Annotated in this window: 20 protein-coding genes and 2 pseudogenes; 16 read left to right on the top strand and 6 right to left on the bottom strand. The window is 65.2% G+C overall.

The window, feature by feature from the left end:
• Window positions 1-18: 18 nt before the first annotated feature.
• A pseudogene (locus ACQCST_RS17755) lies at window positions 19-326 on the bottom strand (ATP-binding cassette domain-containing protein); the annotation flags it as partial.
• A gap of 166 nt (window positions 327-492) precedes the next feature.
• Here ACQCST_RS17755 and ACQCST_RS17750 point away from each other — a divergent pair.
• From ACQCST_RS17750 to ACQCST_RS17735, 4 genes and pseudogenes are all read left to right on the top strand, one after another.
• Window positions 493-1080 carry an adenylate kinase gene (locus ACQCST_RS17750; RefSeq protein WP_426997031.1) on the top strand — a complete coding sequence of 196 codons (588 nt, stop codon included), beginning with the start codon at window positions 493-495 and terminating at the stop codon, window positions 1078-1080.
• Window positions 1081-1190: 110 nt separating this feature from the next.
• A pseudogene (locus ACQCST_RS17745) lies at window positions 1191-1537 on the top strand (formylglycine-generating enzyme family protein); the annotation flags it as partial.
• A gap of 244 nt (window positions 1538-1781) precedes the next feature.
• Window positions 1782-2654, top strand: a complete 873-nt coding sequence (locus ACQCST_RS17740; protein WP_426997030.1) for an NAD-dependent epimerase/dehydratase family protein — start codon at window positions 1782-1784, stop codon at window positions 2652-2654.
• Window positions 2655-2676: 22 nt separating this feature from the next.
• Window positions 2677-3708 (top strand): aldo/keto reductase, encoded by a 1032-nt coding sequence (locus tag ACQCST_RS17735; protein ID WP_426997029.1) that lies wholly within the window; start codon window positions 2677-2679, stop codon window positions 3706-3708.
• Window positions 3709-3741: 33 nt separating this feature from the next.
• Here ACQCST_RS17735 and ACQCST_RS17730 read toward each other — a convergent pair whose 3' ends face one another.
• Window positions 3742-4518, bottom strand: a complete 777-nt coding sequence (locus ACQCST_RS17730; protein ID WP_426997028.1) for a FadR/GntR family transcriptional regulator — start codon at window positions 4516-4518, stop codon at window positions 3742-3744.
• 138 nt (window positions 4519-4656) lie between these two features.
• Between ACQCST_RS17730 and ACQCST_RS17725 the strand changes: the two genes are divergently transcribed.
• From ACQCST_RS17725 to ACQCST_RS17700, 6 genes are all read left to right on the top strand, one after another.
• Window positions 4657-5952 carry an ABC transporter substrate-binding protein gene (locus ACQCST_RS17725; protein WP_426997027.1) on the top strand — a complete coding sequence of 432 codons (1296 nt, stop codon included), beginning with the start codon at window positions 4657-4659 and terminating at the stop codon, window positions 5950-5952.
• An 83-nt stretch (window positions 5953-6035) separates the two neighbouring features.
• Window positions 6036-6989 (top strand): carbohydrate ABC transporter permease, encoded by a 954-nt coding sequence (locus tag ACQCST_RS17720; RefSeq protein WP_426997026.1) that lies wholly within the window; start codon window positions 6036-6038, stop codon window positions 6987-6989.
• Complete coding sequence (locus tag ACQCST_RS17715; RefSeq protein WP_426997025.1) at window positions 6986-7867, top strand: carbohydrate ABC transporter permease; 882 nt, start codon at window positions 6986-6988, stop codon at window positions 7865-7867. Before ACQCST_RS17720 ends, ACQCST_RS17715 begins: the two co-directional genes overlap by 4 nt.
• An 11-nt stretch (window positions 7868-7878) precedes the next feature.
• Window positions 7879-9027, top strand: a complete 1149-nt coding sequence (gene dgoD / locus ACQCST_RS17710) for a galactonate dehydratase (protein ID WP_426997024.1) — start codon at window positions 7879-7881, stop codon at window positions 9025-9027.
• 5 nt (window positions 9028-9032) lie between these two features.
• The gene (locus tag ACQCST_RS17705) at window positions 9033-9692 is read left to right on the top strand and encodes a bifunctional 4-hydroxy-2-oxoglutarate aldolase/2-dehydro-3-deoxy-phosphogluconate aldolase (protein WP_426997023.1); all 660 of its coding nucleotides are present in this window, start codon (window positions 9033-9035) and stop codon (window positions 9690-9692) included.
• Entirely contained in the window at window positions 9689-10690 is a 1002-nt protein-coding gene (locus ACQCST_RS17700; protein WP_426997021.1) for a sugar kinase, read from the top strand. Before ACQCST_RS17705 ends, ACQCST_RS17700 begins: the two co-directional genes overlap by 4 nt.
• A 312-nt stretch (window positions 10691-11002) precedes the next feature.
• On the opposite strand, the gene ACQCST_RS17695 is transcribed toward ACQCST_RS17700, so the two are convergent.
• Both ACQCST_RS17695 and ACQCST_RS17690 read right to left on the bottom strand, forming a co-directional pair.
• The gene (locus tag ACQCST_RS17695; protein WP_426997020.1) at window positions 11003-12127 is read right to left on the bottom strand and encodes a DNA alkylation repair protein; all 1125 of its coding nucleotides are present in this window, start codon (window positions 12125-12127) and stop codon (window positions 11003-11005) included.
• Between the two features lie 22 nt (window positions 12128-12149).
• Window positions 12150-13277, bottom strand: a complete 1128-nt coding sequence (locus tag ACQCST_RS17690) for a carboxylate-amine ligase (protein ID WP_426997019.1) — start codon at window positions 13275-13277, stop codon at window positions 12150-12152.
• A gap of 106 nt (window positions 13278-13383) precedes the next feature.
• On the opposite strand from ACQCST_RS17690, the gene ACQCST_RS17685 reads away from it, so the two are divergent.
• The 5 genes from ACQCST_RS17685 (at window position 13384) to ACQCST_RS17665 (ending at window position 17313) form a co-directional block, all read left to right on the top strand.
• Window positions 13384-13974, top strand: a complete 591-nt coding sequence (locus ACQCST_RS17685) for a DinB family protein (protein ID WP_426997018.1) — start codon at window positions 13384-13386, stop codon at window positions 13972-13974.
• Window positions 13975-14077: 103 nt separating this feature from the next.
• Complete coding sequence (locus ACQCST_RS17680; RefSeq protein WP_426997017.1) at window positions 14078-14872, top strand: phosphatase PAP2 family protein; 795 nt, start codon at window positions 14078-14080, stop codon at window positions 14870-14872.
• Window positions 14873-14887: 15 nt separating this feature from the next.
• Window positions 14888-15193, top strand: a complete 306-nt coding sequence (locus ACQCST_RS17675; RefSeq protein WP_426997016.1) for an MmcQ/YjbR family DNA-binding protein — start codon at window positions 14888-14890, stop codon at window positions 15191-15193.
• Between the two features lie 176 nt (window positions 15194-15369).
• Window positions 15370-15747: a VOC family protein gene (locus ACQCST_RS17670; protein ID WP_426997015.1), complete on the top strand. Its 378-nt coding sequence runs from the start codon at window positions 15370-15372 to the stop codon at window positions 15745-15747.
• Window positions 15748-15819: 72 nt separating this feature from the next.
• Complete coding sequence (locus tag ACQCST_RS17665) at window positions 15820-17313, top strand: glycoside hydrolase family 1 protein (protein WP_426997014.1); 1494 nt, start codon at window positions 15820-15822, stop codon at window positions 17311-17313.
• Here ACQCST_RS17665 and ACQCST_RS17660 read toward each other — a convergent pair.
• Window positions 17256-18314 (bottom strand): App1 family protein, encoded by a 1059-nt coding sequence (locus tag ACQCST_RS17660; RefSeq protein WP_426997013.1) that lies wholly within the window; start codon window positions 18312-18314, stop codon window positions 17256-17258. The genes ACQCST_RS17665 and ACQCST_RS17660 overlap by 58 nt on opposite strands.
• Window positions 18315-18441: 127 nt before the next feature.
• Between ACQCST_RS17660 and ACQCST_RS17655 the strand changes: the two genes are divergently transcribed.
• Complete coding sequence (locus tag ACQCST_RS17655) at window positions 18442-20226, top strand: glycoside hydrolase family 15 protein (RefSeq protein WP_426997012.1); 1785 nt, start codon at window positions 18442-18444, stop codon at window positions 20224-20226.
• Window positions 20227-20237: 11 nt separating this feature from the next.
• Here the strand turns inward: ACQCST_RS17655 and ACQCST_RS17650 are convergent, their stop codons facing one another.
• Window positions 20238-21035: an SDR family oxidoreductase gene (locus ACQCST_RS17650; protein WP_426997011.1), complete on the bottom strand. Its 798-nt coding sequence runs from the start codon at window positions 21033-21035 to the stop codon at window positions 20238-20240.
• Window positions 21036-21245: the final 210 nt, after the last annotated feature.

Genomic DNA, 21245 nt, shown 5'->3' with positions numbered 1-21245 from the left:
TGCCCTGCCCGTTGATGGCTACAGGACCTTCTCCAGGAATGCCCGGATGCGGGGATTCGTGTTTGCGTCCGGAAGAACTCCTCCGGAGGGAGATCCGCGGCGATCTTGCCGCTGTCGATGAACAACACACGGTCGGCCAGCTCGCGGGCGAAGCCCATTTCGTGGGTGACAGCCACCATGGTCATGCCTTCAGCTGCGAGCCCTGCCATGACGTCCAGGACGTCGCTGACCACCTCCGGGTCCAGCGCGCTGGTGGGTTCGTCAAAGAGCATCACCTTGGGGTTCCTGGCCACGGCCCAGGCAATGGCAATGCGCTGCTTCTGGCCCCGTCGCGTGGAAAATTAATTTCCGGAGGGTGGGAGGATGATGGCGGAACGTGGGCCGCACGTGCCATATTGTCTACAAACCATGAAGCTGCACCACACGCCCGAATGGTTGCGCTCATTGCCCACTTGCCCATCAAGGTTGATGGCACCACGATCGGACAGCGACATGACCAGAATGCTCATTGTTGGCCCCCCGGGTTCGGGCAAGGGAACGCAGGCGGAGGTCATCGCCAGGCATTTTGGCATTATGGCCATCTCCACCGGAGAGATTTTCCGGACCAACGTCCGGGAGGCAACGCCTCTGGGCGCGGAGGCCAGGAACTACCTCGACAACGGCGACCTCGTACCGGACCGGTTGACCAATGCCATGGTCCGGGACCGCCTGGACCGCGCCGATGTCCAGTCCGGGTTCCTGCTGGACGGCTATCCCCGCACCACAGCGCAGATAGCTGAGCTGGACAGCATCCTGGCTGCCACAGGTCAGCAGCTGACCGCCGTCATCCAGTTGACTGCTGACGACCGGGAGCTGGTGGCGCGCATGCTCAACCGTGCACGGGATCAGGGCCGCAGCGATGACACGGAAGAGGTGTTCCGCCGCCGCCTCCGGCTCTACCGCAATGAGACACAAGCGGTGGTGTCCGTCTATTCCCAACGCGGACTGGTGGTCCCTGTTGACGGCAGCGGGGATCCCTCCAAAGTGGGAGACCGCGCCATCGCCGCCGCAGAAGCGGCACTAGCGGGCAAGACGGTCTGAGGCGCGGCCCGGGCTGGAAACCGGAGTCTAGGAACCGAGTCTGGGAACCGGAGCTCAGGCGCTCCCGGGTGGGCGAGGAACTGGTCCCTGCGGATGAGGCCGGCAACCCGCAGCATCACTGCAATATCTGGCAGGGTGACTTCCCGCTGAGCAACACGGCCGACGACGGCTGGCTGGCGACCGCTCCGGTAAGCACTTTCCCGCCGAAAGGCTTCGGCCTGTACGGGTCAGCGGAAATGTGTGGGAATGGTGCAGGGACTGGTTCCTGCCCAAGTACTACCGCACTTCGCCCCCGCTGGATCCGCCGGGGCCCACCATCGGCCGGGGCAGGGTGATGCGCGGCGGATCGTTCCTGGGCCACGACTCCTACTGCAACCGGTGCCGTGTGGCGGCGCGGAACAGCAATGCCCCGGATTCGGCGAGCAACAACTGCGGCTTCCGGACGGTTGCCGGGTAAGGCAAGACGAAAGCCACTCATCGGAATGCGTGACTTTTCGGCCCAGGCGCCCCTTCAATGCCGCAAATCGGTGGGTCGCCTTCGGTTCGGACGCCCAATAGGTACGCAGACCGGTACAGGCTGAAACGCGACTGGGACTCACGGGACTAGGACTCACAGGGCCTGCCACGGACGCCGCCGGAGGGCCGCATGCACCCTAGGCTGGGATGAAGGCAGGGCACCCACAAACCCAAAGGAGTTCCTGATGAGAGTTGCTGTTACCGGTGGAAGCGGAAAGCTGGGACGGAGTGTGGTCCGGAGGCTGACTGACGACGGCCACCACGTGCTGAACCTGGACCGGGCAGGGGAGCGGAGCGCAGCCCTGGCCGTGGTGGACCTGCGGAACTACGGCCAGGTGCTGGATGTGATCCTGGGCCTCGATGACAGGCACAGCGGCTTCGACGCAATTGTGCACCTGGGCGCCATTCCCGCCCCCGGCATCATCCCGGACGCGGCCACGTTCGAGAACAACATGCTCTCCACGTACAACATCTTCCAGGCCGCCCGCAGGGCAGGCATCAAGAAAATTGTGTACGCGTCCAGCGAGACGGTGCTGGGACTGCCGTTCGACGTCGACCCGCCCTACATCCCGGTGGATGAGGAATATCCGGCCCGGCCGGAAAGCACTTACTCGCTGGTCAAGCACCTGGAGGAGCAGATGGCCGTCCAGCTGACCCGCTGGGACCCGGAACTGAGCATTGTGGGGCTGCGGTTCTCCAACGTGATGGACCCGGAGGACTATGAAAAGTTCCCCTCCTTCGATGCGGATGCGACCCTGCGCAAGTGGAACCTGTGGGGTTACATCGACGGACGGGACGGCGCCCAGGCTGTGGCCCGCGCCCTGGAGAACGGGAGGCCGGGGTTCGAGGCCTTTATCATCGCCGCCGCGGACACCGTGATGGGCCGGTCCAGCGCGGGCCTGGCCGCCGAAGTCTTCCCGGACGTCCGGGTGGTCAAGGAACTCGGCGAGCATGAGACCATGCTTTCCATCGGCAAGGCCCGGGACATCCTGGGGTTCTCGCCGGAGCACAGCTGGCGAGATTACCATTCCAACCGCACCACGCCCACCGAAGACTGAAGACGAAGGACTGAGGAGACGCATGAAGTACCGCACACTGGGAAACAGCGGGGCCGTGGTGTCCAACTACGCACTGGGCACCATGACTTTCGGGGCCGAGGCCACCGAAGAGGCGTCGCACGCCATTCTGGATGACTACTTCGCCGCCGGCGGCAACTTCATCGACACTGCCGATGTCTACAGCGCAGGGGCATCCGAGGAAATCATCGGCCGTTGGCTGGCCAAACGGCCGGATGTTAAAGACCGGGCTGTCCTCGCCACCAAAGGCCGCTTCCCGATGGGCCAGGCTCCCAACGACGTCGGGACCTCGCGCCGGCACCTGACCCGCGCTCTGGATGACTCGCTGCGCCGCCTGGGCGTGGAGCAGGTTGACCTTTATCAGATGCACGCGTGGGACCCCGTCACTCCGCTCGAGGAAACGCTCCGGTTCCTTCATGATGCCGTGAGTAGCGGGAAGATCGCCTACTACGGTTTCTCCAACTTCCTGGGCTGGCAGCTGACCAAAGCGGTCTACGTCGCCAAAGCCCACGGCTGGAGCCCTCCCGTGACCCTGCAGCCGCAATACAGCCTGCTTGTCCGTGAAATTGAATCGGAAATTGTTCCCGCCTCGCTGGACGCCGGCATCGGCCTGCTGCCCTGGTCACCTCTGGGCGGCGGCTGGCTCTCCGGCAAGTACAAGCGCGACCAATCGCCCACCGGCGCCACCCGGCTGGGCGAAAATCCGGAACGCGGCATGGAGGCCTGGAAGGCGCGGAACGCCGATCCCCGTACCTGGGAGGTCGTCGAGGAAGTCGAGGAAATCGCCGGGCGCCATGGCGTGAGCCCTTCGCAGGTGGCGCTGGCCTGGCTGGCGGACCGCCCGGCCGTCACCTCGGTGATCCTGGGCGCCCGGACCACCGCCCAGCTCGCCGACAACCTCGCGGCAGCGGACCTCCGGCTCACGGTCGGGGAGACGGAGCGGCTGACCGAGGTCAGCCGGCCGCGCGTCGGTATCTATCCGTACGGGCCGATGGCCCAGGAGCAGCGCAGCCGGAAGCTCGACGGCGGCCGCTGACCCCGCGGCGTAGCCTGCGACCCGCACCGCAGACTACGCCGGGGTTGCCTCGGCCTCTGCCGCCGCCGGTGCGGCGGCCGGGCCGGCGTCGTGGTGGCTGGACCAGATGTCACCCATTTCTTCGGTGGACTGCTCCACGATCCTGCTCATCGCGGCGTGCGCGGCGTTGGCTTCGCCCCGCTGGATGGCGCTGGCAACGTCAACATGCAGCTGCAGGGCTTCGTGGTGGGGAAGGAGCGGCATCAGGCCATGCTCGGTGCGCCCGGTCAGGACTTCCCTGACGAGATTGTGGAGCTGGGAAAACATCGGGTTACCCGAGGCCTTGAGGATCGAGGCGTGAAATTCGATGTCCAACCGCAGGAACTCATCGTGGTCTCCGCGCTGGCCGGCGGCCCACAGCCGCGCCGCCTGCGAGACAAGCTCGCTTCCCGCATCGAGAGTGACACGGCTGGCAGCGAGCCTGGCCGCCTGCGGCTCTACGGCGCCCCGCAATTCGTTCAGGGCCCGCAGCTGTTCGAGCCTGCCGGAGGAGGCCAGGCGCCACCGGATCACCTGGGGATCAAAGAGGTTCCAGTGGTCCTCGGCCTGCACCACCGTGCCGAGCCGCCTCCGGGACTCGAGCATCCCCATGGAGCAGAGCACACGGGTGGCTTCCCTGACCACTGATCGGGACACTTTGTGCTTCATCTCCAGCTCGTCGAGCCGCAGGATGGTGTGTACCGCGAGGGTGCCGTCGGTGATTGCAAGGCCCAGGCTCTGCACCAGCGCCGAATGCAGGTCTGCAGAGGGCTCCGCCTTTGGAGGTTTCATAAATAAATCATACCGATAACCTCCAAGGGGTTGATTAAGTCTGCTTTATTTACCTAAGATCGCTTCCAGAGCAGATGTAAAGATGCATTTGCAGTTGGCTGGACGTTCTCTCCAGCCCTTAGACCCAAGGGAGTCGTAATGAAGCGGCGTTCAATTGTGAAGTATGCGGCTGTTGCCGCAGCCCTGTCGCTGGGGTTGACCGCCTGCGGTGGCGCCAGCGGCAGCAGCGATGCCAAGACGGCAGGCACCGTCCGGGTCACCCTCGCCAACCACGTGTGGACCGAGGGAATCAAGGCGGCCATCCCGGAATTCGAGAAGTCCACTGGACTCAAGGTCGAACTCACCCAGCTCGGCGAAGACCAGCTCTCGGACCAGTACAACGTCAAGCTCAACGCAGGCAGCGACGAGATCGACGTCATGATGTACCGCCCGCTCCAGGAGGGTAAGGCATTCTCCAAGAACGGCTACCTCGCGGACCTGACGAGCAAGGTCTCCCAAGACGCCACCTGGGATTGGAAGGACTACCAGGAGGGCCCGGTCAAGGCCACCAGCGCAGACGGCAAGGTCGTCGGCGTCCCGATCATCACCGAGCGCGAAGTGCTGTACTACCGCAAGGACCTGCTGAAGGCTGCCGGCCTTGAGGTTCCCAAGACCATGGAGGAGCTCGAAGCGGCGGCCAAGACCATCGCGGCCTCCTCCCCGGACACCGCGGGCTTCGTGGCACGTACCGGCAAATCCGCCGCCGTGACCCAGTTCTCCAGCTTCCTGTACAGCTTCGGCGGTGACTTCACCGACGCCGGCGGCAAGTCCGCCGTCGGCAGCGACACCGCCAAGAAGGCCTACGCCTACTACGGCGGCCTGATCAAGAACTACGGCCCCAAGAACGTCAGCACGGACATGAGCTGGCCCGAGGCGATGGCTATCTTCACCCAGGGCAAGGCCGCCTTCTACACCGAGGCCGACTCGCTCTACAAAAACGCCACCGATCCCGCCAAATCCAAGGTCGCCGACACCGTGGGCTTCGCCGCGCTTCCCGCCGGACCGGCTGGCTCCAAGCCGTACAATATCCCATCGTGGGGCCTGGCCGTCAACCAGGCCTCGAGCAACCAGGACAACGCCTGGAAGTTCATCCAGTGGGCCACCAGCAAGGACCGTACCCTGGCTGCACAGAAGGCCGGCGTCCCTGGACCTCGCACCTCCGTCTGGGCCGACCCTGCCGGAACGTCCACCTACCCGAAGGACCTGGCCGAGGCCATCGCCGCCAGCGCCAAGACCGGTGTGGGCCATGACCGTCCCGAGGTTGTCACGGTAGGCAAAGCCCGCGAAATCGTGGGCGGACCGATCGTTTCCACCATCACCGGAGCTGACGCTTCGGCCGCCGCCGACACGGCGAATGATGCCTTCCAGAAGTTCCTGGACAGCGAAAAGAAATAACGGCAAACCACAGCGCGACGCCGGCCTGCCGCCGTCGCGCTGTGGCCACCGAATCACTTCACCCCCGACTCCTTAGGTGAACCATGTCTGTACTGACCCCTCCCCGCAGCGCGCCTCCCCGAAGCGCCAACCGTGCGCCCGGTCCGCGCGAGAACTTCTCCGCCTGGGCCAACCGGCACCGCAAGTGGCTCTTCGCGGCACCCGCCATGATCTTCGTGGGCGTCCTGATCATCTTTCCCCTGGCCTGGACGCTCTACCTGAGCCTCACGGATTCGCAGGGCTCTGTCCGCGCGGCATCCGAGTTCGTCGGCCTGCAGAACTACCTCACGGTGCTCTCCGACGCGGAACGCTTCTGGCCCGCCGTGGGACGCACGCTGTCCTTTACCGGCGTCGCCCTCATCTGTGAAGTTGTTCTGGGCATGGGGATCGCGCTCCTGCTGTGGCGCCCGTTCCGTGGCGAAAAGTGGGTCCGGGTGGCCATCCTGCTGCCGCTCGTCGCCACACCGGTCGCCGTGGGCATGATGTGGCGGCTGATCTTCGATCCCAACATCGGCTTCGTCAACCAGCTCCTGGGCCTCGTGGGGATACCTCCCCAGCCTTGGCTGTCCGGCCAGGACACCGCCCTGGGAACCACCATCTTCATGGACATCTGGCAGTGGACCCCCATGGTGGTGCTGATCCTGCTGGCCGGATTGACGTCCCTTTCCGAGGAGCCCGACGAAGCGGCCAGGATGGACGGCGCCAACGCCTTCCAGCGCTTCTTCTTCATCACCCTGCCGCTCATGATGCCCACCGTGATCGTCGCCATCCTGCTCCGGGGCATCGATGCCCTGAAGACCTTCGACATCCTCTACGCCACCAAGGGCAAGGGCGGCGGCTCCTTCCACGAGGTGGAAACGCTGAACGTTTACGCCTACGGACTGAGCTTTGACTACAACCAGTACGGGCTGTCCTCCGCCGTGCTGATCCTGTTCTTCATGATCATCATCGGCTCCATGTGGCTGCTGACCATGCGCAAGAAAGCGGTAAGCAAATGACCGTCCTGACCGAACCGGGAACCTCAACGGAAGCACCCAAGCCGGCCACCCGCCGTCGGAAGCCGCTGCGCAGCCGTGCGTACAAAGCATTCCGCGTGGTGGCGCTGGTCCTGGTGGTGCTGTTCCTGATTGGCCCGCTGATCTGGATGTTCCTGGCCTCCCTCAAAACCAGCGTGGACATCTACGACACCGGCAAGTCCTTCATTTTCACCCCGACGGTGGAGAACTATGCCAATGTCCTGCAACGGAACAACTACCTTGTCTTCATCCTCAACAGCTTCTGGGTGGCGTTTGTCTCCACCGCCCTGTCGCTGGTGCTGGGCGTTCCTGCCGCGTATGCCATGAGCCGTTTCACCATGCACCGCTCGGCCCTGGTGGTCCTGATGGCCCGTGTTATCCCCGGCGTATCGCTGCTGGTGCCCTGGTACTACGTCTTCTCCAACCTGAAGATGGTGGGCGGCTTCGAGGTGCTGATCCTCAGCCACATGTTCGTCGCTCTGCCGCTGATTGTCTACATCATGATGAGCTACTTCGATTCGCTGCCGCTGGAACTGGAGGAATCGGCCCAGGTGGACGGATTGACGCCTATCGGAGCGTTCCGCCGCATCACCCTTCCGCTCTCCGTTGCAGGAATGGCGACGGCGGGAATCCTGTCCTTCATCTTCTCGTGGAACAACTTCATGTTCGCCCTGGTGCTCTCCGGCTCCAAGACCAAAACCCTGCCGGTCGCGATCTTCGATTTCGTCTCCTACGCGAGCATCGACTGGGGCGGGCTCATGGCTGCCGCCACCGTGGTGACCATCCCGATCATGATCATTGCGCTCTTTACGCAGAAATACATCGTGTCCGGCATGACTGCCGGCGCGACCAAGGGCTAGGCGGGGTAACCATGACGCTCATCAGCAGGATAGAAACCTTCCTCGTCGCGCCACGCTGGCTCTTCGTCCGGATCGAGACCGACAGCGGGATCGTGGGCTGGGGAGAAGCAAGCTGCGAGGGCCGCAGCGAAACCGTCCGCACCGCGGTCGGCCAGCTTTCCGAACTGCTGATCGGCCGGGACGCCCTCCGGATCGAAGACCATTGGCAGGTCATGACCAAAGGCTCGTTCTACCGCGGCGGCCCCATCCTGGCCAGCGCCGTCTCAGGACTGGACCAGGCCCTGTGGGACATCGCCGGAAAGCATTTCAACACCCCCGTTCACCAGCTCCTGGGCGGTCATGTCCGCGACCGGATCCGGATGTACGGCTGGGTGGGCGGCGACGAGCCCAACGAAGTGGCCGATTCCATCAGCGCCCAGCTTGACGTCGGGCTGACCGCCGTCAAGATGAACGCCAGCGGCCGGATGAGCCCGCTGGCCTCCGTGGCAGAGCTCGACGGCGTCGTCCGCCGCGTGGCTGCGGCCCGGGAAGTTTTAGGGGACCACCGGGACGTCGCCGTTGACTTCCACGGACGTTTCAGCCTCGCCAACGCCCGGCGCGTGGCACCGCTGCTGGAGCCGTACAGGCCCTTCTTCCTGGAGGAGCCCGTGGTACCGGAAAACACCCACCTGCTGCGCGAATTCACCTCATGCACCACCACGCCGGTCTCCACGGGTGAGCGGCTCTACAGCCGGCAGGAATTCCTGCCCGCACTGCAGGCAGGCATCGCCGTGGCCCAGCCGGACCTTTCCCACGCCGGCGGCATCACCGAGGTCCGCAAGATCGCCTCCCTCGCCGAGTTATACGACGTCCAGCTGGCCCCGCACTGCCCGCTGGGACCTCTCGCGCTCGCTGCCTGCCTCCAGGTCGGCTTCGCCACACCCAACTTCCTGATCCAGGAACAGAGCATCGGAATCCACTACAACCGGGGCGCCGAAGTCCTGGACTACGTGGTGGACAAGTCCCCGCTGAAGTTCGTGGACGGGCACATCGAACGCCTGACCGGGCCCGGCCTGGGCATCGATATCGACGAAGCCGTGGTGCGGGCCGCAGACAAACGGGGCCATGCCTGGCGCGGACCCGTGTGGCGGCACCCTGACGGCTCCTACGCAGAATGGTGAAGAACATGACTCCGGAGCAGTTTCTGGGCGGGCTCCGGGAGTCCGGGCTCGTAGCGATCGTCCGCGGTACCGACGGACATGCGGCGGCGCAGGCCGCCTTGGCCGTGATGGAAGAAGGCTTCCGCTTCGTTGAAGTCGCTTTGACCACGCCGGATGCCCTGGCAGCCATCCGGCAGATCCGGGACTCGGCGCCGGACAGGTGCCTGGTGGGTGCGGGCACGGTCATGACGGCCGGGAACGTCCATGACGTGGCGGCCGCGGGCGGACAGTTCATTGTGACACCGGCAGTGGCTGAGTCCATCGCCGTGGCCGCAGGGCTTGGTTTGCCGGTGCTGGCAGGGGCGCTCACCCCCACAGAAGCCTATGAAGCGATGTCCCGTGGAGCCACAGCGGTCAAGCTGTTTCCTGCGTCGATCGGCGGCCCGGCGTACCTGAAGGCGCTCCGGGATCCTTTTCCGCAGATCCCGTTTGTGGCCGTCGGCGGCGTCGGGCTGCGCGAGGCGCCCGCCTTCTGGGCGGCCGGTGCCATCGCAGTGGGCCCGGGCGGGCCGCTGATCGGGGACGCTGCATCGGGCGGGGATCTTGCCGCGTTGCGGGAGAGGGCCCGGGCATTTGTGGCACTGGCCTCCGCGTTCCGCAGCCAGCACGAAGCGAAGCTGCCGTGACGCGGACGCCGGATCTCCTGACGTTCGGCGAGTCCATGGTGTCGCTGAGGTCCGCAGGACCGCTCTCCGCAGGCGGCGGTTTGTCCATGCATGTGGCCGGGGCGGAATCCAACGTGGCCGTAGGCGTGGCCAGGCTTGGCCACCGGGTCAGCTGGTCCGGTGTGGTCGGGGCCGATCCGCATGGTGAATTCATTGTGCGCCAACTCCGCTCCGAAGGCATCCAGGTACTCAACCGGGTGGATCCAGGCCGGAGCACCGGGGTGATGTTCCTGGAGCAGCGCACAGCGGACATCAGCCGCGCCTACTACTACCGGACAGGTTCAGCCGGCTCAACCTTCAGCCGCAAGGATGTGGACCGGGCTTTCTCAGGCGGCGCCCGCGTCCTGCACCTGACCGGCATCACGCCGGCGCTCAGCAAGGAATCCCGCGAGGCCGTTGAGTACGCAGCTGCGCGTGCGGACGGGGAGGGAATGGTGGTGTCGCTGGACGTCAATTACCGGGGCAAGCTGTGGTCCCGGGATGCGGCCCGTGAGGTGCTCGCTCCGCTGGCACGGCATGCCCGGATCGTGGTCGCGTCCGACGACGAACTGGCTCTGGTGGCGTCCGCACCGGATGGCGGGGAAGGCGGGGAAGGCCGGGATGGGACGGGTCATCCTGACGCGGCGGAGGTTCGTATGGCCAACCGGCTCCTTGACCTTGGCGTTGAGGAAGTAGTGGTCAAGCGCGGTGCCTCCGGAGCCGGAGTCCATACTGCTGCCGGCCGGTGGGAGGTGCCCGCCGTCCCGGTGACCAGCATCGATACGGTGGGCGCCGGAGACGCATTCACCGCCGGCTACCTCTCGGCCCTCCTCGACGGGTTGGACGTTGAGGGTCGCCTTCACCGCGGGGCGGTGGCGGGGGCCTTTGCTGTGAGTACATCCGGCGACTGGGAGGGGCTACCGCATGCTGGGGAACTACTGCTGCTGGCAAACACCCCCGGCGGCAGTACCCAGCGCTAGCCCCGCCACCGGAAAGCTGCTTGACAAAAACATAGGGACACCCCCTGCCCCGGAGGCCCCGGTGACCTTACCGGTGAACCCGGCTTCCGCCGTCGTACCTGTCCCCCCGGCCGAGGGCAGAACACGTGCCGGTATCTGTGCTCACAGGGGACCCCTCAGCCGTGACGTAATCCAGCACCCGGAAATCGGCCTGCATGGAATCCTTGGTCATGGTGGTCCGGAATCCGCGCCGCTCGCCGGTAGAAAATCAGGTGTTCGTTCCACGCCATGGTGGAATCGGTGGCGGCTCCCGTGCCAATGCAGCCGCACGCTTCAGATCCTGACCAGGAACTCCGTCCGGGCATGGCGGACGCCGTTGACCTGCAGCTCCAGCGCATGCAGGCCCGCATGATGGACCCTGGTGGTCATTTGCCGGAAGGCATGACGCTTGGACAGCGGCCGGGCTTCGCCGGGAGCCAGCGTGAAAGCGGCCAGTTTGAAGACCTTCTCCGACAGCGAGCCGTTGGCTTTAAGATAGTGCACCACGTAGTCGACGGCGAGCCTTGCGTCCTGGCCGCCGGTGTTGGAGATCTCAAGGCCGAACCCCAGCTCTGCAGGCATCACCACCTCGTCCCGGTCCAGCCGCAGCGGTGTGACTGATACCGACGCCGGAGCGAACCCCTGCAGCGCCAGCGCACCAGGATGGGCCTTCTTGACGAGCGTCCGGAGGCCGTGCCGGAGCACCCACGCGGTGTTGGCATCCGGTGCGGCAACCCAGGCAGCCGCCGTCGTCATCACGGCCTCCGGTGCGTGACGGGCGAGGTCGTTGAGATGATTGGCCACCGAACGCCGGACGTAGTCGCTCGGGTCACGGTACAGGGCGTCCAGGATGGGGGTCGTACCCCCGGGGTTCCGGGTCAGCCCTGGGACGCGGACGGCCCAGGGGAGGTAAGGCCGGGTGCCTTCGCTGGCAAGTCTGCGGACATGCTCGTCCGGGTGCTGTGTCCACTCGATGATGATGGCCAGGGCGCGGTCCGGATCCGCCGCGAGCAGCCGCCGGATGGCGAATTCGCCGGTGAGCCGGGGAGTCAGTTCGGCCAGCAGCTGCAGGCAGTCATCGAAGTCCGCGGGGGTTCCCGATCCCAGCGCCAGCGTCACGGCGGTTTCCGAGACGGGCCACAGCGTCCACCCGGCGAACTGCTGGCTGCCGAGGGCGCTCCGGAAGACGGCGACGGCGGTCCGGCAGTCCGCCGTCGGGCTCCCGTTGTTCCTGCCGGCAGCAAGATCAGCGAGCAGCGCCCGGCTCACATGATCGGTGCGCTCCCGGAGGCTCAGTCCATGCAGAGTCGCACCGGCCAGGATGACGTGCTGCCACTCCGTACCAGGGGCAGCGTCAGCCAGTACCTCCGTCAAGGACGTGACCGCAGCCTGGTTGATCAGTTCATTCATGGCACCCATTGAGTCAGGGTACCCGTCTGGGTCAGGCCGGCGTCGCCAGCCAGGGGCCTCCGCTTATCCCGTGAGTGCGGTTGGTGGCGTGGCCAACGACGTCGGACAGCGACTTCCTGCCTTCGTACGCCCTGCGCTGCTGCTCGGTTCCCGTCCCCTCACGGAGGACACGGTCCAGCGAATCCCTGACGTACGCTGCGTCCCCGGACTCGTCCAGGGCGTCCCGCACATGATCGTGGAGAGCATTGATGACATCCGCCGCGGAAGCCGGACGGTGAGTCAGCGGATTGAGCAGATCGCCGCGGACGCCCCATCGGCTGGCCCGGAATGCACCCTGACGCAAAAGCGCCGTGTGAGTGGCGTCAGCGGGTTGGCCGGCGGCCCACTCCCGGCCGGCGGTCTCCACCAGTCCACGCACCAAAGCCGCCAGGAGCACAGTGTCATCCGGGTTGAGGCAAACGTCGGCCACGCGGACTTCAACCGTGGGGTAGGTGCGGGAAAGTCGTGCGTCAAAATCCGGGGCCTTCACCACTCCGGTGCCCAGAAGATCGTCGATCAGCTCGTGATACGCCTGCGCGGAGCCGAAGACTCCCGTGGGCCCGGCTGTCGGCCAGCGGTTCCACGCCTGCGTGCGGAAGCTCGCATAGTGGCTGTCAGCGCCGTTCCAGAACGGGGAATTCGCGCTCAACGCGATCAGCGGCGCCAGCCAGCACCTGATGCGGTCCAGCACTCCCACTCCTTCTTCGTCTGAGTTGACGGAGACATGGACATGGAATCCGCAGGTCAACTGCTCGCGGGCGGTCAGCCCGAACATTTCCACCATCGCGTCGTACCGCGGATTGGGTGTGGCGTGCGGGGCCACCGGCACCGGGGAGGTGGCAAGCGCGGCAATCCTGGCGCCGACCCGCTGGGCCAATGAATCGGCGTAGGTCCGCCCGGCCGTGATCTCCACGGCGAGTTCGCTGAGGTCGCTGTGCACACCCGTGACGGCCTCGAGTTGCTCCTGCTGAAGCTCCGGAGTCAGAACCAGATTGCGGGTAGGGTGCATCGCCTGGCTTTCAAGGTCATGGAGGCGCAACACCTCACCAGCTAAGGGCAGCGGCTTGCCGCTGTCCGGATCAACAATGAGGAACTCTTCCTCGACACCAAAAGTACGCATCTGACCAGTGTGAACCACGCCAGCAAATGCACATATTCGGAGCCGTTGGCTCGCTCCTCACGGACCCATGGTCCCGGCCCCCACCAGGCTTCGGTATAGTGCGCCCATGAATGATAAATCGACTCTGCTGCGTTATCTGCGCTTACGCCGCGAGCAACTCCTCGCCAAGCTCGATGGCCTCAGCGAGTATGACGTCCGCCGGCCATTGACGCCCACAGGAACCAACCTCCTGGGCCTCGTCAAACATGTGGCGAGCGTAGAGCTGGGGTACTTCGGCGAGGTGTTCGGGCGTCCCTGTGCCAAGGCCCTGCCCTGGCTCGACGACGGCGCCCAGCCCGACGCTGACATGTGGGTCACGCCGGAGGAATCCCGGGAGCAGATCGTCGAGCTGCACCGCTTCTCGGCCGCCCATAGCGACGCAACCATCGAGGCGCTCGCACTGGACGCGCCGGGCGACGTGCCATGGTGGCCGGAGGACCGGCGGCACGTGACCCTCCATCAGATCCTGGTCCACATGTGCGTGGAGACTGCCCAGCACCTCGGCCATGCCGACATCCTGCGTGAACTCATCGACGGTTCAGCCGGCCAGGGACCCGGGGACCCGAACCTGCCGCAGAGGGACGCGACGGAATGGGCGGAGCACCGTGCCCGGGTCGAGGCGGCGGCGCGGGCGGCGCAAGCTACTGACCACCCGTAGACCGCAGAACCCGCATGCTCAGTACAGTACCGCGCCAAATTCGCCAAACGAGGATAATCTTCAGTCAGGGCAGAGTTTCAACAGCCGATAGACGGGTTCCCCAATGATCGAAAAACCAGCGGCAGAACAAGCGGCAGAACCATCGGGCGGCGGCGAAGGCCGGTGGCATGCCTTCAACCGCAAATTCGTGGTGGAAGAGCGCTACATGAGCGCCAAGGCGCGGGCAGGCCTGTACCGGACTGCCGTTGTCCTCGCGGTACTGGGTGCCCTTGTGTTCTTCCTTGCGCTGGCAGGCGTGCTGCAGGCCGGCGGCGTGACGGCCTGGGATGAGCCTGCACGCACCTGGCTGCTTGGCTTCCGCTCCGAGCCGCTCACCACCGTGATGATTTTCCTGGCGGTGGTCTTCGGGCCGGTGGGGCTGCCCATCATCGTTCTTGTGGTCACCGTGGCCTGGGGGATTGCTGGCAAACATGCCTGGCGGCCCTTCGTTTTGGCCGCCGCAATGCTGACCGGGGTTGGGCTGGCACAGCTGATCGGGCACTCTGTGGGCCGTGGGCGGCCGCCCCTGGACCTGATGCTGTTCGGCCAGGATTCCACGTTCTCCTTCCCGTCAGGCCATGTGCTGGGGGCTTCCGATTTCCTGTTCGTGACCGCATTCCTGGTCTTTTCCCGGCTTGAACACCCGCGCGCGGCCGTTGTGGGTTTCATCGGCGCCGGCACAGGCGTGGTGCTTGCCGCCCTCAGCAGGCTCTATCTCGGCTATCACTGGCTCAGCGATGCGTTCGCCTCCGTTTCACTTTCCCTGGTGGTGCTGGGGGCGGTCATTGCCCTGGATACCTGGCGGACAGCACGGATCCGCGGCGAAAAAATCACCGGCGAACTTTCCGCGGCGGAGTAAAGAGCAGACGAAAGAATGGCCGCCGAAGACGACGTCCGCCGGATCTGCCTGGCACTGCCCGGCGTCACTGAACGGCCCAGCTGGAACCGGCCAGCCTGGTTTGCCAGGTCCCTGATGGCACGGATCTGGGAGGACGGCGTGCTGACGGTCAAGCCCGACGAGCGTGAGGCGGTTACCGGAACGGATCCGGATACATACTTCTGGACCCCGCATCACGATCGCTCGCCGCAACTGGTGCTGGTGCGGCTGGAGCGGATCGGGGTTGAGGAGCTGGCAGAGCTGCTGGAGGATTCGTTTCTGCTAGCGGGCGGCCGGCGCTGACGTCGATGAACTTCCCCAGGTTTTCATCCATGAACCGACCTAGCAGCACGTCCGGTCCGCTCCGGTCCGTGCCCCCGCCAGGATCCCCAACGGCCCTCCGGCTGGCCCTCGTCAGGACCCGCGGCTTATGCCATTCTTGGAGTTATCCGCTGTAACTGCACTCGAAGGAGAATGGAATGTTCACGCCCAACGCTTCGCTCTCAAGTTTCAGTGTTGACGATCTCGGCGCCGCCAGAACGTTCTACAGCGAGACGCTGGGTCTGCCCCTGGCGGATGGGGTCATGGGCTCTCTTGAGATCACGCTTCCGGAGGGAACCAAAGTGATGGTCTACCCCAAGGACAACCACGAGCCGGCCACCTTCACCATCCTGAACTTTGTGGTGGACGACGTCGATACTGCCGTAGACCAGCTGAACGAGGCCGGAGTCAAGACGGACCTCTACGATGACCCGGGCCTGCCAACGGATGCGAAGGGCATAATGCGCGGCAACGGCCCGGACATCGCCTGGTTCAAGGACCCTGCGGGGAACGTGCTCTCTGCCCTCAAGCCGTGACGGACTCCAAGCCATGAACCATCACAACCGTCACAACAACAAAACCGTCACTACAGCGCAGAGGAAACGGCAATGCACCTCACAGCCAAGGAACTAGCTGCCCTGATTCCACCGGAGTTCATCCTTGGAGTCGCCACTTCGGCCTTCCAGATTGAAGGCGCCGTGGACGAGGACGGACGGGGACGCGCCGGCTGGGACGTGTTCGCAGCCAGACCCGGCGCGATTGTGGACGATCACAGCCCGGCTGTGTCCGCTGACCACTACCGCCGGATGCCGGAGGACGTGGCCCTGATGAAGCAGCTGGGCGTGGACTCGTACCGCTTCTCGATCTCCTGGCCGCGGATCCAGCCGAACGGAAGCGGCCCCGTCAACCCGGCCGGCCTGGCCTTCTATGACCGGCTCCTGGACGAACTGCTGGCAAATGGGATTTCCCCTATGATGACTATTTACCACTGGGATACGCCGCTGGCCCTGGACGAGGCGGGTGGCTGGATGAACAGGGACACGGCGTACCGTCTGGGTGAATTCGCCGCCATTGCCGCGGCCGCGTACGGCGACCGGGTGGCCCGCTGGGTGACCATCAACGAACCCGCCACAGTGACCACCAACGGCTACGCACTGGGCCTTCATTCACCCGGCGAATCGCTCCTGCTCAAGGCCCTGCCCAGCGTCCATCACCAGCTGCTGGGCCACGGACTGGCGCTTCAGGCCCTGCGCGCGGCCGGGGTCCCGGGCGAAATAGGGATGGCAAATGTCTATTCACCCATGGTTCCTGCGTCCGGCAATCCGATGGATAAGCTGAGCACGGGATTCATGGACATCGCGCAGAACCGGCTCTTCGCGGATCCGGTCCTCACGGGGGAGTACCCGGAGGTGATCCGGGCCGCCAAGTTCTTTGGCTCGTTCAGCCACCCGGATGAGGACCTGGACCTGATCTCCCAGCCGCTGGACTTCTACGGGCTTAACTACTACATGCCCACCAGAGTGGCTGCGGGTGCCGGGGACGGTCCTGTGCCGGAAGGCATGGAAGCCGCCTTAGGGGAAGACCTCGGAGAATCGGCGCCCGGCGCCATGCTGCACATCACGTCCTGGCCGGGCGCCCAGATCACCGCGTACGGCTGGCCGATTGTGCCCGAGTACGTCGGCGTGGCCCTGGCCGAAATCGCTGAGAGGTATCCAGGCCTGCCTCCTGTCTATATCACCGAGGGCGGTGCCAGCTTTGCGGACACAGTGGTCCGCGCAGCAGACTCGGGAAGGATCATGATTCCGGACGAGCGGCGCATCATCTACCTGGCTGAGCATCTCCAGACCGTGCTGGAGGCAACGGCTCCCGGCGGCATCGCGGAGAAAATAGATCTGCGCGGTTATTACGTATGGTCGCTGCTGGACAACTTCGAGTGGTCCGGTGGCTACAAGCAGCCGTTCGGGCTCCTGCATGTGGACTTCGAGACACTGGAACGGACACCCAAGGCGTCATACTTCTGGCTGCAGGAGTTGCTGGCCGAGCGTCAGAGAATGGCCAGTTCGGACAACCGCGTGGCCATGCCGGCGCCGTCGGTCGAATAGATCCACGGTACCGAAGAGGAGCTGTGGTCCCCGTCGTCCGAGTGCCCGCCAGCCAGGACAGATTCGCTGACTGACAGCTGCCGAATGGCGATGGCAGCCACCCGGTCCGTGTGGTCCTGCGCGAAGCTGGAATAGATGTCCTCGTCGTGCTGGCCGTTGTCGCCGACCAGCAGCCATTGAATGTCCGGAAATTCCATGGCCAGACGTTCCAGGTTCTGGAGTTTGTGTTCCTGGCCGCTGCGGAACCAGCGGTCCTGAGTCAGCCCCCAGTCCGTCAGCAGCAACGCGCCGGAGGGGTACATGTTGCGGGTCAGAAAGCGTGCCAGGGTGGGCGCCGCGTTCCATGGGCCCGTGGACAGGTATATTACCGGTGCGTCGGGATGCTTAATGGTGAGCCGGTCCAACAGGACCGCCATTCCTGGTGTGGCCATCCGGGCCCGTTCGCTCAGGACGAAGGTGTTCCACAGAGCCAGGAAGGGCCGGGGCAGTGCCGTAACCATCACGGTGTCGTCAATGTCTGACACAACGCCGAACCGGACGTCCGGGTCGACCACCTGGATGGTGGTTTCCACGGGATCTGTGCCCTCAGCGCGCAGCACGGCCGTGTGCCGGCCGGGAAGGAGCGATACTTTCACCACCGTATCCACCAGGCCGCCGCGGTCCGCCCGCACGTGCGTCACCACGTTGCCGATCCGTATCTCCACGTCCGGGTTCCGGATGGGGACGCTGGTGAAGGCGCGCCACCCCCGGACGTTCTGGTTACCGTTGCTGGCCGCCCGTTCCGCGCGGCTGCCTGGCACCGGTTTGCTGGTCAGCAGCACCCGGCCCAGGACCCGCACCCATTGGGTGGAGCCGTACCCCTGGTAGGCGATGGTCTGAGGGGCAAAGTTCCAGCGGCCGGCCAGCTTGAGCCGCACGGCGTTGACGGAGTCGGACACCTTGTGGGCAAAGCGGAAGAGGTGGTTTTCTGACAACGATTTCTTCTGCGGTGCCATGTCCATGCCTCCACTCTCCCACAGGGCCGGATTCCGGTGCTCGGATGGCATCCCGCGTCCGGGCGGCACGGCGGCGTTCCTCCCCTCTCGGCTTACCTATAGGAACGGCCCGGGGTGTGGCAGGGTAAGGGGCATGGCACGCATCGAGGATTACGCGGTAGTTGGGGATCTCCACACCGCAGCGCTGATCAGCACCGAGGGCTCCATCGACTGGCTGTGCTTGCCCCGGTTTGATTCACCGGCATGCTTCAGCGCCCTCCTGGACACGCCGGAGGCCGGCCGCTGGCTGCTGGCACCGGAAGGTGGCGGCGAGTGCACCCGGCGTCAGTACCGCCCGCACACCCTCATTCTGGAAACGGAGTGGGAGACCGAGGATGGAACTGTGCGGGTGATCGACTTTATGCCCCCGCGTGATGCCGTTGCGGACATCGTCCGGATTGTGGTGGGGATCAGCGGCAGTGTGAAGATGCGCGGCGAACTGGGCCTGAGGTTCGATTACGGGCATATTGTGCCGTGGGTCCGCCGGGACAAACGCGGCATGCATGCGATCGCCGGGCCGGATGCCGCGTATCTGGTGACGCCGGCCCCGCTGCAGGGTGAGCGGCTGAGGACCATCAGCGAGTTCACCGTACGGGCTGGAAACCGCGTTCCGTTTGTGCTCACCTGGGCACCGAGCCACGTTCCCAGGCCCCGCTCCGTCGATCCGGAGCACGTACTGGAGGGCACGGAATCGTTCTGGCAGGAATGGTCCGCCAGATGCAGGATCACCGGCAAGTACAAGGACGCAATTGAGCGCTCCCTCATCACACTCAAGGCACTGACCTACGCTCCCACCGGCGGGATTGTGGCCGCCGTGACCACGTCACTCCCGGAGCAGCTGGGCGGCCCGCGCAACTGGGACTACCGCTTTTGCTGGCTCCGGGATGCCACGCTGACTCTGCAGGCGCTGCTTGCTGCGGGGTATACGGACGAGGCAGCGGCGTGGCGGGACTGGCTGCTGCGGGCCGTGGCCGGCGATCCCGCTGACCTCCAGATCATGTATGGCCTCCACGGGGAACGCCGGCTTCCGGAAATGGAACTGCCATGGCTCGCTGGGTATGAGAAGTCAGCCCCTGTGCGGACAGGCAACGGCGCCGCCCAGCAGCTTCAGCTCGATGTCTGGGGTGAGGTCCTGGACTGTTTGTCCCTCACCCGAAATTCCTTGTTGAAACATAGCGATGAAGCGTGGGACGTCCAGGTGGCCCTGATGGAGCACCTGGAGGGTGTCTGGGATCAGCCGGACAACGGGCTCTGGGAAATGCGGGGCCCCCGCCGCCATTTCACGCATTCGAAGGTGATGGCGTGGGTGGCAGCGGACCGGATGGTCAAAGGCGTACGGGAATCCGGGCTCCCCGGTCCGGCGGACCGCTGGGAGGCACTGCGGGACAGGATTCACCGCGAGGTGATGGCCAACGGGTTCGATCCCGTCCGCAACACCTTTGTTCAGTCCTATGGCCGGCCGGAGCTGGATGCCAGCCTGCTGCTGCTGCCCAGAGTGGGTTTCCTTCCGCCCGATGATCCGAAAATGCTCGGCACCATCGACGCGATCCAGCGGGAGCTGACCGAGGACGGTTTTGTGTTGCGGTACCGGCCGGAAAAGAGCGACGACGGCCTGCCGGGGAACGAAGGGGTTTTCCTTGCCTGTTCATTCTGGATGGTGGAAGCGCTCCTCGGTGCCGGACGCCGTCGTGAGTCAGCCCGGCTCTTTGAACGCCTCCTCGCGCTGCGCAATGACGTTGGCCTGCTGAGCGAGCAATGGGGTGTCAGCGAGGGGCGGCAATTGGGGAACACACCGCAGGCATTCAGTCATTTCGCCCTGGTGACCAGTGCCCTTGAAATTCATCAGCAGAGCGTGCGGCAGAGCAATAAGCCCATGTAGCACGGATGGCTTCAGCCCTGCCGCCAGTTGCTGCTGTCCAGGTGAGCGGAGCCCACCGGTCCCATCTGGAGCATCCCGCCGTCCGCGGCCCAGGATGCCCCGGTGACATAGGACGACGCCGGTAACGCAAGGAAAGCGATCACGGCGGCTATCTCGGTGGCCCGGCCCGAGCGGCCCAGCGGGATCCCGGGGTACAGGGTGGGCTCGGGATCATCGCCGTCCTGGCCGGACATGGGTGTGGAGATCGCCCCCGGCGCCACGGAGTTTGCGGTGATTCCGTGCGGAGCAAGTTCCAGGGCAATCGTCTTGATCAACCCGCCCAATCCATGCTTGGCGGACACATAGGCGGCGGCATGAACTTTCGGCTGGGTTTCGTGGACGCTGGTGACAGCAATGATGCGCCCGCCGTTCCCTGCGGCCACCATTCTCCGGGCGGCCGCCTGGATGCAGGCAAAGGCGCCGTTCAGGTTGATGTCCATGGTTCTGGCCCAGATGGTGTGGTCCAGCTCCAGGAAACCGACGCCGTCACCTGCGCCGGCGTTGTTGACGAACACATCCAGCCCGCCCAGTTCTTCCGCCAGCTCGTCGATCACGGCGGCGCACCCGGGGATCACGGTGGTGTCCAGCTGCCGGATCGCGGCCTTCCGGCCGGCCGCGCGGACCTGTTCGGCCGTGTGCTCGGCACCGGCCCGGTCCGAGTGCCAGGTAATCCCGACGTCCATTCCGGCTTCGGCCAGGGCCACGGCCGTGGCCCTGCCGATCCCCGAATCGCTTCCCGTGACAATTGCAGTGCGTGGTGAAAATTCCATGGGCCGGTCCTTCCCTGACTCTGAAACCCAAGCTAGCAGCAGACGCCACCCCTGTCAGTGCCAGGAGCTGGGTGTTGTCCATGGATTCAACGGGGGAACAGGACTCAAGGCCGACGACGGCGAAACGGCGCACCGCCGTCGTCGTGCCTCTTGTAGCGGGCGGGTCCAGCAGCAGGAGTTCAGCCCAGCAGCCCCCGATTCAGCCGCCTC

Source organism: Pseudarthrobacter sp. N5, assembly GCF_050157035.1.
Classification (GTDB): domain Bacteria; phylum Actinomycetota; class Actinomycetes; order Actinomycetales; family Micrococcaceae; genus Arthrobacter.
Note: the sequence above shows the minus strand (reverse complement) of the source record. Positions and strands in the feature narration are given on the sequence as shown.